Below are 12,584 nucleotides of genomic sequence, written 5' to 3' on the forward strand. Positions count from 1 at the left end.
GTGCTCCGTCCGTTCGTGGCCTATCTGCGGGTGTACGAACCGCTGCCCGCATTCGGTGACCCGCCGCCGGCGCAGTTGCTCCGCGCGGTCGAGGCCGCGCAGCTGACCAGGGCTTCCGTCGGTGAACGGGAGCAGCGGATGTGGCTCAAATCACAGACTGCCGCCCCGGTCCGGCTGCTCCCCGCGGAGCTGGCCGACGGCCGTCCGGCGCCCAGCTCCGGTACCGACGTGCTGGTGCTCGACCCGGCCGACGTGCCGGTAGACGGGGGCGACTCGCTCGGCTCGGACCCGTTGGTCTGCCCGCTCGAACTGCGCGCCCGCTCGGCGGCCGCGTTGGTCAACTTCCTCGGCGACGCCCATCCGGCACTGCGCACCTCGGTGCTCACCGCGGGCGGGGTCACCGCCGAGTCGGTCCGCTCCCGCACCTCCGCCGCGCTCGGCGAGCTGAGCCGGGCCGCGGTGCACGTGCTGTCCACCACCTGGACCGTGCCGCTGCCCTGGTTCGCGCTGGTCGAGCCGGAGCAGCGGCGGCTGAAGCTGGGCAGTGGCCGGGACGATCCGGCCCGCGAGCTGTCCTGGCGGGTGGCCATGCCGGACGCAGTGCGCCGGGTGGATACCGCGCTGGAGCTGGTGGAGTCCACCCTCGGCGACTCCGGGCCGGCCAGGGTGCTGGCCGAGACCGGCCGCTGGCTGGACAACTTCGACCCCGGTTCGGCGGTCGAGCTGGACTACGGCGGGCTGGTCCAGCTGATCGACGACTCCGTGCTGGAGACCGACACCTCGGCCGAAGAGGTGCACAGCATCCTGGACGCGCTGCGGGAGGGGAACATCGAGCAGCTCGCCGAGCTGTTCGCCGACCTGCGCGAGTACTGGAGCGAGCTGGCCGCCAAGGAACGCTTCAACTAGCGCCCTTTGGGCAAAAAGTCGGCTATTTGCCGTTCAGGAGCCCGGCCGGAACGCGTAGCTCGCCGACGGGCTGACCGGCGCCGAGGACGGGGGCGCTCAGGTCGGCTAGGGCGGCCGGGTCGTCCGGTAGCGCGTCGAGCGCGCGCAGGACGGCGACCAGCAGCGGACCGCGGGCGCGCGGCGCGCCGTCGTCGATCTTCAGCGCGATCGCCCCGCCGTCCGGCAGCGCCACCGCGTGCACGCCTTCCGCGCCGCCCTTCGCGAGCAGCCCGGGTACCGCGCCCATCAGCTGGGTGTCCTCTCGGCCGGTGCCCGCGACCAGCCACGGATGCGCCCGCATCGCGTCCGCGACCCGCTGCTCGGGGCCGTCGCGCCGGGTCACCAGGCAGGCGAACGCGCGGGCGAGCCCGGTCAGCGAGAACGCGAAGAGCGGCGCCCCGCAGCCGTCCACCCCGGTGTGCGCGATCGGTTCGCCGGTGTACTCGGCCACCGTCTCCGCGAGCAGCAGCTGGAGCTTGTGCCCGGGGTCGGCGTAACCCCCGATCGGCCAGCCGGCCTGGACGCAGGTGGCGAGCATCGCCGCGTGCTTGCCGGAGCAGTTCATCGCGGCTCGCCGCGGTCCCTCGCCGGCGCGCAGCATGGCCACCCGGCTGGGCTCGTGCAGTGGCAGGTCCGGCGGGCAGTGCAGTGCGGACTCCGGCACGTCGTGCCGCGCCAGCAGATCCAGCACGCGCTGGACGTGCGTGCGCTCGCCGCTGTGCGAAGCGCAGGCGATCGCCAGGTCCGCGCCGTCTTCGAGGTCGAGCCCGGCGCGCAGCATGCCGAGCGCCTGCAGCGGCTTGTTCGAGGAGCGCGGGAAGACCGGGCTGGTGATGTCGCCGGCGCTGAACCGGACTTCGCCGTCCGGGCCGAGCGCCAGCACCGCGCCGCGGTGCACGCTTTCCACGAACCCGGAGCGCACCACTTCGACCAGTACCGGGTTGCTCACTCGGTGTTCTCTGCCTTCTTCGCGCGCTCGTTGGCCAGCAGCTCGTCCACCGAGGCGGTGCCCTGGCGGTAGCGGCCGGCGATCTCGGCGTTGATGGTGTCCACCACGAGCTGCACCTCGCGCCGCCGGGAGGAGACGGAGGACTCCTCCTCGCCGTAGGTGCTCAGCGCGTGCGCCAGCTTTTCGTCCGGCAGCTCGCCGACGTCGGTCAGGTCGGAGTTGCCGACCAGCGCCTCGGCCTGCCGCCGGTACTCGCCCGCTCTGGACGGTTCCAGCTGCTGGTAACGGCCGACGCTGGCCGGGCCGAGCGCGTTGTCGGCGAGGATCGCGGCCAACTGCCCGACCACGCTGTCCTGCCCGCCGGAGCTGCGCCTGGCCTGCTCGGCCCGCACGATGTCGATCCTGGCGTGCAACAGCCTGCGCAGGTAGGAAAGGTCGGTCTCCTCCTGCGCGGCTTCGTCCCGCCGCGCGCGCAGCTCGATCAGCGACAGTTCACCGAGCTCACGCACGTAGTCGGCGGCGAGGACGCGGTCGATTCGACGGCGTCCGCCTGGCCGGACTTCGATCACTGGGCCATCCTGCTCTATCTCGGTCGCACATACCAGGGCGGTCGGCCCCTTCACTGACACTAACGCTGTGCAGCGTGCCTCAACCGCGCAGCCGTTGCGCGGCCTCCCTGCCTGGTGCGGCCCCTTCCGCCGGCACCGAATCGGGGTCGACCGCCGCCTGCACGATCCGGTCCTCGGCGCCCGCGAGCAGTTCCTGGTCCACCGGGGCGGAGCGTTTGAGCAGGGCCAGCGCCACCGGGCCGAGCTCGTGGTGCCGGACCACGGTGCCCACCCGGCCGACCGTCCGCTCGCCGAGCAGCACCGGGTCGCCGGTCTCCGGGGTGATCTCCGGTGAGCCGTCCAGGTGCAGCAGCACCATCCGGCGCGGCGGGCGGCCCACGTTGTGCACCTTGGCGACCGTCTCCTGGCCCCGGTAGCACCCCTTCGCCACGTGCGCGGCCGAACCGATCCAGTTCACCTCGTGCGGGATCGTGCGATCATCGGTGTCCACCCCGATCCGCGGCCGCAGCGACTCCACCCGCAGCGCCTCGAAGGCCCAGCTGCCCGCCGGGCGGGCGCCGGCCTCGGTGATCCGCTGCCACCAGGCGGCCAGTTCTGCACGCGGCACCAGCAGGTCCACGCTGGACCGGCCTGGCCACGGCATCCGGCGGGCGAACCCGCCGTCGAAGCCGGTCACCGAGTACGGCTCGGTGTCCAGCTTGATGTCCAAAGTAGACAGAATCTGGTCGGTGTCCGGGCCGAGCAGGGTGAGCAGCGCCCGCTCCGGGGTCTCGTCCGCGATGTCTACTTTGGACCAGAACTTCATTGCCTCGAAGTACTCGAGCAGGGTCTGCCTGCCGCCGGCCGGAAATGCGCTGGTCGCGTGCGCGCCGGGGTCGGCGTCCAGCCACACGGTGCCGTTCTCGTGCGCCAGCACCAGGTGCGTCTCGACCCGGCCGTGCGTGTCCAGCACCAGCGCTTCGGTGCCGGCGCCCTCGCCCAGTCCGGTGACGTGCTGGGAGATCACCAGGTGCAGCCAGGACAGCCGTTCTTCGCCGCGCACGGACAGCACTTCACGGTGCGAACGGTCGACCACCGCGACCCCGCGGGTGGCCGTGCGCTGCTCGGCGAACGGGTCGCCCCAGTGCCACGGCACACCCTGCTCGGGGTATTCCTCCGGTGGGGAGATCGAACCGGGCAGACCGAGCAGTGGAGACTCTTCAGGCATACCCCCGAAGGTACGCGGTCCGGCTCGGGAACGCGCCCGTCTGAGTAGGGTGAAGCGCATGCGCGTGCTCGCTTTTCTGGACGGAACACTGGCCGATCCCGACGCCGCCCACATCCGGGTGGACGACCTGGGCCTGCTTCGCGGGGACGGGATCTTCGAGACGATCCTGGTCGCGGACGGGAAACCGCGGGAGCTCGGCCCGCACCTGGACCGGCTGGCCCGTTCGGCCGCCATGCTCGACCTGCCGAAGCCGGACCTGTCGGCGTTCGAGCGGATCACCCGGCTGGTGATCGACAACTGGACCGATGCCGGTGAGATCGCGCTCAAGCTCGTCTACACCCGCGGCGTCGATGGCGACCCCGAGGCGAAGCCGACCGGGTTCGCGCTCGGCTTGCCGATCGACCCCAAGGTGATCAAGGCCAGGGCCGAAGGTGTGTCGGTGGTCACCCTCGACCGCGGCTTCGAGCCGACGTTGGCGGAGCAGGCTCCCTGGTTGCTGCTCGGCGCCAAGTCGCTGTCCTACGCGGTGAACATGGCCGCGCTGCGGGAGGCGGCCAGGCGCGGCGCGGCGGACGTGATCTTCACCGCGACCGACGGTTCGGTGCTGGAAGGTCCCACCTCCAACGTGGTCATCGCACGCGGCCGCACGCTCTACACCCCGCCGAAGAACACCGGCATCCTGCCCGGCACCACTCAGGCCGGCCAGTACCGCGGCGCGGAGAAGGCCGGCTGGACGGTCAAGGTCGAACCCCTGCGGGTGGCCGACCTGCGCTCGGCGGACGGGGTGTTCCTGTCCTCCTCGGTACGCAAGATCACCAGGGTGCACACCCTCGACGGCGAGCCGCTGCCCGACTCCACCGAGGTGCACGCCGAGGTCGCCGCCGCCTACGAGTCCGAGTACGCCTGACGACGCAGCCTGACGACGCAGCCTGACGACGCAGCCTGACGACTCAGTTGACGGCGGGCTGGGCGTCTTCGGTGATCTTGGCGATCCGGATGACCCAGGGCAGCATGTTCTCCGCCTGGTAGGCGGCGATCTTGTGGTGCCCGTCCAGGATGAACCCGCGTCGCTCCGGGCCGTCGTTGAGCAGCACCGCCACCGGCCGGTGCCCGGTGCTGATCGCGGTGCGGTAGTAGGTCACCCTGTCCTCGTCGTCCGGCGGCCAGTTGTCGGTGGGCACCGGATCCGCCCACTCCTCGGCGATCCGGCCGGGCCCGGTGACCTTGTACCGGCCGTCCACCAGCATCGACAGCAGCGGGCGCAGCGTCTCGCTCAGCGGACGGCGGAGCTGACCGGTCGCCAGCGCGATCCGGAGGGCCGGTGCCAGATCGGGACGTTGTGGCGGCTGACCGCCGGGAACCTCGACTACGCCGGCGCCGCCGGTGACCGTGACCTCTTCCACACTCATAAGGACGCCTGGAAGCGCACTAAGGTTCCTGGCCTGGCCTGCGCCAGCACAGGTAACGACTTTCGTAGCACCACACCGATCACCGGGTAGCCGCCGGTGGTCGGATGATCGGCGAGGAAAATCACCGGCGACCCGTCCGGCGGCACCTGCACCGCGCCGGTGACCAGGCCCTCGCTGGGCAGTTCGGCGTCGGCTTTGGCCGCGGTGCGGCGCAGCGATCCGCCGTCCAGCCGCAGCCCCACCCGGTTGGACTCCGGGCTGACCGTCCAGTTCGCCGCCAGCTGCCCGGCGGGGTCGGTGAACCAGTCGTCGCGCGGCCCGAGCAGCACCGGCACCAGCAGCCGGTCCGGTGCAGCCGGAGGCGCGAGCACGTCCAGCCCGGCCGGCACCCCGCGCGCCTCGCCGAGCGGCAGCACGTCGCCGGGGCGCAGCGGCGGAGGTCCGATCTCTGAGAGCACGTCACGGGCACGGCTGCCCAGCTCCGGTGGCACGTCCAGGCCACCGGACACGGCCAGGTAGTTGCGCAGGCCGCGCTCCGGGGTGCCGACGGCCAGGGTTTGTCCCGGGGACAAATGCACCGGGGCGTGGCTGCCCACCGGCCGCCGGTCCACCGTGACCGGCACCGCCGGTCCGGTCACCGCGACCGTGCAGGACGCCCTCGCCCGCACCCGCAGGCCGCCGAGCAGCAGCTCGATCCCGGCCGCGCCCTCGGGGTTGCCGACCAGCCGGTTGGCCAGCCGCAGCGCCGGCACGTCGAGCGCGCCGGACGGCGGCACCCCGAGGTGCGCGTAGCCGGGGCGGCCGAGGTCCTGGATCAGCGCGGCCGAACCGGTTTCGAGTACCTCGAGCTCCCTCACCCGGCACTCCGGAAGCGCACCCGGTCGCCGGGCGCCAGCAGCGCCGGCGGATCCGCGCGCGGATCGAAGAGCACCGCGTCGGTGTGCCCGAGCAGCCGCCAGCCGCCGGGGGACGAACGCGGGTAGATCCCGGTGAACTCGCCCGCCACGGCCACCGAACCGGCGGGCACCTTCGTCCTGGGAGTGTCCAATCTGGACTGCTGGAGCGGCTCGGGCAGTCCGGTCAGATAGCCGAACCCCGGGGCGAACCCGGTGAAGGCGACGGTGTATTCGGCCTCGGTGTGCAGCCGGATCACCTCGTCCACGCCGATTTCCGCGGTCCGCGCCACCAGTTCCAGGTCGGCGCCGTCGTAGTGCACGTCCAGCACGATCTCGTCCGGCTCGGCCGAGGGCGGATGCGCTAGATCGGCCTCTTCGACGATCACGCGAACCTGTTCGAGCACCGCGGTTCCCGGCCTGCCCACCACCAGCACGCTGCGTGCGCCCGGCACCAGCTCGACCAGATCGGGCAGGTCGCGCGCGGCGATGGTGGCGCGGACGGCGTTCACCTCGGCCAGTGACGAACAGTCCACAATGCTCGCGTACGCCCCGCTTCGCCGCCAGCGCATGGCGAAGCGGTTAGCCGGCCACTCGGTGCAGATAGACGGAGACGTGCGGCTGCATCGGCTCGCCGACCATGGCGCGCTCCTCGACGTAACCGAGGTCGCCGTTGTTCACGATCCCGTACAGCCGCTTCGCGCCGGTGACCTCCTTGGCGCTCGCGCTGCGCACCACCGCGTCGGTGCCCAGCTCCCAGGAGGTCTGGCCGCCGGTGGCGCCGTAGAACAGCTCGATGATGCCGGTGTTGTGCGCCAGCAGCAGTTCGAGGGAGTCGTCCGGCTGCGGGCGCCACCAGCCGGTCTCCCGCGCGGCGGGACGGATCACGTTGCCGTCGTCGTCCAGCAGCCAGGAACGCGCCTCGTGGTGCAGGAACGGCCTGCCGTCGTGCGAGATGGTGACCCGCTGGACCAGCCGCCGGGGCCCCTCGATGGTGGGGTAGTTGACCTCGCCTTCGCCCTGCCAGACGCCGACCAGCGGCAGCAGTGCGAGGCAGGCGTCGTGCAGGTTCGGGCCTTCGCGCAGGTTAGCCGTGTCCGCCGGGATCGGCAGCTCGGGCAGCTCACCGTACGGAGGTAGGTTTCGGGCACGCGTGCTCTCCGCGCGCTCGGCCGCGGCCTGGATGGCGTCGTCGCCGCTGACAGTCATGGCTGGGTCCGGGCTCAGCGGTGGTCCGAGTACAGCCGGTAGACCACGTAGAGCGCGAACCAGCTGATCGCCAGTCCCGCGAGCACCAGCATTCCGGTAAACAGAATCTCCACGCCCAGCAGGATAGACCGTGCCCGCCCGGCTGGCTCCGCGCAGGGCGCACCCGGTGAGCACGGTCACCCGGACGCGACGAAGGATGCCTCCCGCGCGTATTCGCGCTGAAGGCGTCCTTCGGTTCGGGTGTCAGGCGACCGCGACGGCGACCTGGTGCAGACCGGGGCCGCCGGCCGAGACCGAGGCCTCGCCGTTGCCGGTCTTGTGCAGGGCGCGCACGGTCCACTCGCCGGGCGCGGCGTAGAACCGGAAGTCACCCTCCGGCGAGGTGACGACCTCGCCGGTGAAGTCGCCGCCGGAGTCGAGCAGCCGGACGAAGGCACCGCTCACCGGGCCTTCGGTGCCGGTGACCTTGCCGGCCAGCACCACCTGTCCGTTCGTGTCGATGTCCGCCGGGGTGGCCGTCTGCGCCGGAGCGCCGCAACCGTCATTCGCCATTACTTCGCTCCCAACTCGACCGGCACGCCGACCAGCGAGCCGTATTCGGTCCATGAACCGTCGTAGTTCTTCACGTCCGTCTGGCCGAGCAGCTCGTGCAGCGCGAACCACGCGATGGACGAGCGCTCCCCGATCCGGCAGTACGCGATGGTCGGCTTGGACTCGTCCAGACCGGCTTCGCTGTACAGCTCGCGGATCTCCTCTTCGGACTTGAAGGTGCCGTCCTCGTTGGCCACCTTGGCCCACGGCACGTTCAGCGCACCCGGGATGTGCCCCGGCACCTGCGCGACCTCCTGCGGGAGGTGGGCCGGCGCGAGCAGCTTGCCGGCGAACTCGTCGGGCGAGCGCACGTCCACGTAGTTCTTGTCGCCGATGGACGCCACGACCTCGTCGCGGAACGCGCGGATCGAAGTGTCCGGCTCCTTCGCCTGGTAAGTGGTGGCTTCGCGCTTCACCTCGTCGCTGTTGAGCTCGCGGCCGTCCAGCTCCCACTTCTTGCGGCCGCCGTCGAGCAGCTGCACCTTCTCGTGCCCGTACAGCTTGAAGTACCAGTAGGCGTAGGCCGCGAACCAGTTGTTGTTGCCGCCGTACAGGATCACCTGGTCGTCGCTGCTGATGCCCTTCTCGGACAACAACTTCTCGAAGTCCGCCTTACCGACGAAGTCGCGGCGGACCGCGTCCTGCAAGTCCTTGCGCCAGTCGAGTTTCACCGCGCCGCGGATGTGCCCGCCGTCGTAGGCGGTGGTGTCCTCATCGACCTCGGCGAACACGACGCCGGGGGTGTCCAGGTTGTCCTCTGCCCACTGGGTGGTGACCAGGACGTCTTCACGGCTCATGAAGCGGCACTCACTTTCTTGTGTTCGGGATTTACAAGGGCTTTCCGGACAGGCTCAGGTGGGCTGCCCGGCCGGGCCGATCCGGCGGATCAGCAGGTACATCTCGCAGCCGAGGCAGAAGTCGAACGCCGCGTTCAGGAAGGCGGCGAACAGTGCGAACGCGGTCGCGATCACCCCGAGCGGGAGCACGCCCGCCGCATAGCCGACGGTGCCGACCAGCGCGAACACGAACCCGACGGCCTGTGCGAACCGCAGCGGCGCCGCGTCCTCGCGTTCGGTCGTCGGCCCGAGCCGCGGGGCGACCAGGTACCGGTAGATCAGCGCGTACGGGGCCGGCTTCAGCCCGATGAACGCACCGATCGCGAAGACGACCGTCTGCGCGGCCAACAGCGGCCACCAGCCGGTGATCAGCACCACCGCGAGCACGATGGTGGTCAGGATGGCCGCGAACCGCGGTCCACGCGGGTCTACGGCTGGTCCTGCTGACATGGCACCTCCCGAAAATCTTGTCGGGGGAACGCGCGGACAACGCGCGAAAAGGCTGGAGCTACCGGGGGTTTTCGGCGGACCGCGGGTCGGTGACGTCGGTGGACGTCAGCGACAGGTCCGCGGAGCCGGACACAGGCTGCTGCGCACGCGGCACAGATCGACTGCGCGGCGCTGCGTCAGCAGAGTTGTCGGCAGCTTGTCCACGGCGGTCAGAGTACCCAGACTTCCCTCAGAGTGGGAACAGCGTTCATTCACTGAGACGAATCCCAGACTGCGGGAGATGCGGCCCCAGCGCGTCCAGCAGCTCGCCGCTTTTCGGCAGCCCGCCGACCCGCAGCAGCTCACGGCCGTCCGGGGCCAGCGCCAGTGTGGTGGGGGTGCGCAGCACGCCGAGGTCGCGCGCGACCTCGGGCCGCTCGGTCACGTCCAGGTCCACGTGCCGCAGGCCTTCGGTGCGCTCGGCCAGCGCCGACAGCAGGGCGCGGGTGTGCCGGCAGGGGGCGCAGAAGGTGGTGGAGATCTGCACCAGGGTGACCGGGGCGGACGGGTTCAGTGCCTCGGCGACCGGCGCCGGCAGGGTGTGCCCGGCGCTCGGGCGGGCCGACCGGATCCGGCCGTTGCGGGCCCGCAGCACGGCACCGGCGACCAGGCCGGCGACCAGCGTGCCGAGCAGTACCCACAACCCGATCACCTGCGATCAGCCTCCCGCGCTGAGTCCCGAAAAGGTCAGGTCCTTCGCCTCGCCCTGCAGTGTCACCGAACCGCTCTCCACCTTGACCGCGGTCGGGGTGACCTTGAACGGCAGGGCGCCCGCGTCGATCTCGGCCTTGAAATTCGGCAGCAGGGCCTTCTGTACGGCTTGGTCAACGATGGTGGTGTTCTGGTTATTTCCGAACTGCAGCCGCTGCGGGGTGATCCGGATGGTGGTGCCGTCCAGTTCGATCATCGCGAAGCAGAAGATCTCCAGCTGTTCCCCGGCGAACTGCAGGTTGCCGGAGATGCGGACGCCGGCCGAGGAGTCGTCGTTGTCCTCCGGCTGCGTGGTGGGCGTGCTGCCGTTGTTGTCGGTGCCTTCGTCGCCGGTGCGCACGTACTCCTCGCTGGCCGGTTCGATGCGCAGGTCCTGAACCTGGGTCAGCGGCTCGATCCTGGCGATGTCGCTGGCCTTGATCCGCACCTGGCCGGTCAGGTCGCCGATTTTGATCGCGCTGGTGTCGCCGTTGATCAGGTCGGACAGCGGCGCGGTCACGTTGCGTAGCTCGGCCTTCAATTCCACGTCACGCAGTGCGACATTGCGAGCCGGGTCGCCGACCGGCACTCCGGCCGCGGAAACCGAAATGTGGCCGTACTCACCACCGATGGCCTGGGTGCTGAACGGGAACCCGTGAATGGTCACGGACGGGTCGTCGGTGAGCTTGAGCTGTTCGGCGGCCTTCTGGGAAACGGTGTGCTCGGCGATGGCGGCCAGCCCGAAATCGGCCCCGACCAGCAGCGCGGCCAGTACCGCGAAGATGATTACGAGCTTTTTCGTGCGGCGTCCGCGGTGGCGGTTGTCGGGCCGGGCTGCTTTTGGCGTGCGTCCGTCCTGGTGCGTCACGGGCCTGCTCACTTATCGCGTCCGATCTCTTGCTTTGGTGTTCTCGCTCGCCGCATCCTGCCCGCCTCCGGGTGTGATCGCGGTTCCAACGGTTAGGTGTCGAGCGGGTTACCCGCTATTCTCACTTAGCACCGACCGGGACTCGTATTCGAGGCGATCCACTAGACAAGGCGGTGTGGCGATGAGCCTGGACCTGCTGGTACTCACTCCGGAACCGGATGCCACCTCAGTGCTGCCAGCGCTGGACCTTCTTCCGCACACCGTACGCGTCCGCGTGCCCGAGGTCACCGCGTTGCTGGACGCCGGGCACCGGGACGTGATCCTGCTCGACGCCCGTACCGATCTGGCCTCCGCGAAGAGCCTGTGCCGGCTGCTCAAGGGCACCGGCGAGGACGAGGCGGTGACCCCGATCATCGCTGTGGTCGGCGAGGGCGGGCTGGTCGCGGTCAGTGCCGAATGGCGCACCGACGACATCCTGCTGCCCACCGCCGGCCCGGCCGAGGTGGACGCCCGGCTCCGGCTGGCCACCACCCGCGACGGCGCGTCGGCGCAGGTCGAGGCGGAGCTGCGGGTCGGCGAGCTGGTGATCGACGAGGCGACCTACACGGCCAGGCTGCGCAAGCGCACGCTGGAGCTGACCTACAAGGAGTTCGAGCTGCTGAAGTACCTTGCGCAGCACGCGGGCCGGGTGTTCACCCGCGCGCAGCTGCTGCAGGAGGTCTGGGGCTACGACTTCTTCGGCGGCACGCGCACGGTGGACGTGCACGTGCGGCGGTTGCGCGCCAAGCTCGGCCCGGAGCACGAGCAGATGATCGGCACGGTGCGCAACGTCGGTTACAAGTTCGAGCGTCCCGGCAAGTCCGCCGCCAAGCCGAGTGTGCCTTCGGTGCTGCCGGAATCCTTCGAGGCCAACGAGTACTCCGCTACCTGAGCTCGTCCGCCGGTAGGCTCGCGCCATGCTGAACGCGGTGTGGGCCGATGAGCTCGATGAGGCCGGCACGGCCGAAGTGCGTGCGCTGCTGCTCGCCGCGCGCGAGACGGACGGTTCGCCGGAGGTGACCGCCGACGGCCCGCTGCCGTCGGAGTTCGGCGGTGGGGCGCAGCTGCTCGCGCGGTCCGATGGCGAGCTGGTCGGGTACGCGCATCTGGACACCGCGGGCGACGCTTTCGGCCGTCAGGTCGCCGAGTTGATCGTGCGCCCGGACCGTCGCCGCCGCGGTTTCGCGACGTCGATGGTGCAGGCGCTGGTGGAGCGGGCCGGGGTGGCCGAGCCGCGGGACGGGCTGCGGGTGTGGTCGCACGGCGACCATCCCGGTGCGGCCAGGCTGGCCGAGCGCGCCGGCTTTTCGCGGGCACGCGAGCTGTTGGTGATGCAGGTGGCGGCCGAGGGCGCGGACTGGCCGGAGCCGAGCTTGCCGCCCGGGGTCTCGCTGCGCACTTTCGAGCCGGGCCGGGACGAGGAGGCGGTCGCCGCGGTGAACGCGCGCGCCTTCGACTGGCATCCCGAACAGGGCAGCCTCACCGCGGCGGATATTCGCGACGCGGAGAGCTGGTTCGACCCGGCCGGGTTCTTCCTCGCCGAGGACTCGTCCGGCAGGCTGCTCGGTTTCCACTGGACGAAGGTGCATCCGCCGAACCCGTATCGGTTCGGTGGCGCTCCGGTCGGCGAGGTCTACGTGGTCGGTGTCGACCCGGCCGCGCAGGGCGGCGGGCTCGGCAAGGCGCTCACCGTGGCCGGCCTGCGCTTCCTGCGCGACGCAGGGCTCGGCCAGGTGATCCTCTACGTCGAAGGCGACAACGCCCCGGCCGTCGCGGTCTACCAGCGGCTCGGCTTCACGCGGTACGAAGTCGACGTGCAGTACGCGCGGTAGTCCCCAGGGTTGTCCACAGTTGCGCGCACCTGTGGACAACTCCGCTCGACGGGCCTGT

At 70.8% G+C, this 12,584-nt stretch carries 16 protein-coding genes; 4 read left to right on the forward strand and 12 right to left on the reverse strand.

Going from position 1 to position 12,584, the window contains the following annotated elements:
• Window positions 1-906, forward strand: a complete 906-nt coding sequence (locus AMYNI_RS0118095; protein WP_020669443.1) for a DUF8083 family protein — start codon at window positions 1-3, stop codon at window positions 904-906.
• Between the two features lie 22 nt (window positions 907-928).
• On the opposite strand, the gene AMYNI_RS0118100 is transcribed toward AMYNI_RS0118095, so the two are convergent.
• The 3 genes from AMYNI_RS0118100 to ygfZ all read right to left on the reverse strand — a co-directional run bounded on the left by AMYNI_RS0118100 (window position 929) and on the right by ygfZ (window position 3,670).
• On the reverse strand, window positions 929-1,894 hold the full coding sequence (locus tag AMYNI_RS0118100; RefSeq protein WP_020669444.1) for an asparaginase: 966 nt from the start codon (window positions 1,892-1,894) through the stop codon (window positions 929-931).
• Window positions 1,891-2,463: an RsiG family protein gene (locus AMYNI_RS0118105; RefSeq protein ID WP_020669445.1), complete on the reverse strand. Its 573-nt coding sequence runs from the start codon at window positions 2,461-2,463 to the stop codon at window positions 1,891-1,893. Before AMYNI_RS0118105 ends, AMYNI_RS0118100 begins: the two co-directional genes overlap by 4 nt.
• 79 nt (window positions 2,464-2,542) lie before the next feature.
• The gene (gene ygfZ, locus AMYNI_RS0118110; RefSeq protein ID WP_026360603.1) at window positions 2,543-3,670 is read right to left on the reverse strand and encodes a CAF17-like 4Fe-4S cluster assembly/insertion protein YgfZ; all 1,128 of its coding nucleotides are present in this window, start codon (window positions 3,668-3,670) and stop codon (window positions 2,543-2,545) included.
• Between the two features lie 58 nt (window positions 3,671-3,728).
• Between ygfZ and AMYNI_RS0118115 the strand changes: the two genes are divergently transcribed.
• Window positions 3,729-4,577: an aminodeoxychorismate lyase gene (locus tag AMYNI_RS0118115; RefSeq protein ID WP_020669447.1), complete on the forward strand. Its 849-nt coding sequence runs from the start codon at window positions 3,729-3,731 to the stop codon at window positions 4,575-4,577.
• 43 nt (window positions 4,578-4,620) lie between these two features.
• On the opposite strand, the gene AMYNI_RS0118120 is transcribed toward AMYNI_RS0118115, so the two are convergent.
• From AMYNI_RS0118120 to AMYNI_RS0118170, 9 genes are all read right to left on the reverse strand, one after another.
• Complete coding sequence (locus AMYNI_RS0118120; RefSeq protein ID WP_020669448.1) at window positions 4,621-5,079, reverse strand: hypothetical protein; 459 nt, start codon at window positions 5,077-5,079, stop codon at window positions 4,621-4,623.
• On the reverse strand, window positions 5,076-5,936 hold the full coding sequence (locus tag AMYNI_RS0118125) for a 5-oxoprolinase subunit C family protein (RefSeq protein ID WP_020669449.1): 861 nt from the start codon (window positions 5,934-5,936) through the stop codon (window positions 5,076-5,078). Before AMYNI_RS0118125 ends, AMYNI_RS0118120 begins: the two co-directional genes overlap by 4 nt.
• Entirely contained in the window at window positions 5,933-6,544 is a 612-nt protein-coding gene (pxpB, locus tag AMYNI_RS0118130; RefSeq protein ID WP_026360605.1) for a 5-oxoprolinase subunit PxpB, read from the reverse strand. Before pxpB ends, AMYNI_RS0118125 begins: the two co-directional genes overlap by 4 nt.
• Before the next feature lie 10 nt (window positions 6,545-6,554).
• Complete coding sequence (locus AMYNI_RS0118135; protein ID WP_020669451.1) at window positions 6,555-7,181, reverse strand: heme-binding beta-barrel domain-containing protein; 627 nt, start codon at window positions 7,179-7,181, stop codon at window positions 6,555-6,557.
• 243 nt (window positions 7,182-7,424) lie between these two features.
• The gene (locus tag AMYNI_RS0118145; protein ID WP_020669453.1) at window positions 7,425-7,733 is read right to left on the reverse strand and encodes a DUF1416 domain-containing protein; all 309 of its coding nucleotides are present in this window, start codon (window positions 7,731-7,733) and stop codon (window positions 7,425-7,427) included.
• Window positions 7,733-8,569, reverse strand: a complete 837-nt coding sequence (locus AMYNI_RS0118150; protein ID WP_020669454.1) for a sulfurtransferase — start codon at window positions 8,567-8,569, stop codon at window positions 7,733-7,735. The genes AMYNI_RS0118145 and AMYNI_RS0118150 overlap by 1 nt, the downstream gene beginning before the upstream one ends.
• A 54-nt stretch (window positions 8,570-8,623) precedes the next feature.
• A complete protein-coding gene (locus tag AMYNI_RS0118155; RefSeq protein WP_020669455.1) occupies window positions 8,624-9,058 on the reverse strand; it encodes a DUF4395 domain-containing protein in 435 nt (144 codons plus the stop codon).
• 247 nt (window positions 9,059-9,305) lie between these two features.
• Complete coding sequence (locus AMYNI_RS0118165; protein WP_020669457.1) at window positions 9,306-9,749, reverse strand: TlpA family protein disulfide reductase; 444 nt, start codon at window positions 9,747-9,749, stop codon at window positions 9,306-9,308.
• Window positions 9,750-9,755: 6 nt separating this feature from the next.
• Entirely contained in the window at window positions 9,756-10,667 is a 912-nt protein-coding gene (locus AMYNI_RS0118170; protein WP_425387904.1) for an LmeA family phospholipid-binding protein, read from the reverse strand.
• Between the two features lie 169 nt (window positions 10,668-10,836).
• Between AMYNI_RS0118170 and AMYNI_RS0118175 the strand changes: the two genes are divergently transcribed.
• Both AMYNI_RS0118175 and mshD read left to right on the forward strand, forming a co-directional pair.
• A complete protein-coding gene (locus AMYNI_RS0118175) occupies window positions 10,837-11,586 on the forward strand; it encodes a response regulator transcription factor (protein ID WP_020669459.1) in 750 nt (249 codons plus the stop codon).
• 25 nt (window positions 11,587-11,611) lie between these two features.
• Window positions 11,612-12,526, forward strand: a complete 915-nt coding sequence (gene mshD / locus AMYNI_RS0118180; RefSeq protein ID WP_020669460.1) for a mycothiol synthase — start codon at window positions 11,612-11,614, stop codon at window positions 12,524-12,526.
• Window positions 12,527-12,584 lie beyond the last annotated feature (58 nt).

Source organism: Amycolatopsis nigrescens CSC17Ta-90 (assembly GCF_000384315.1).
Lineage (GTDB): Bacteria > Actinomycetota > Actinomycetes > Mycobacteriales > Pseudonocardiaceae > Amycolatopsis > Amycolatopsis nigrescens.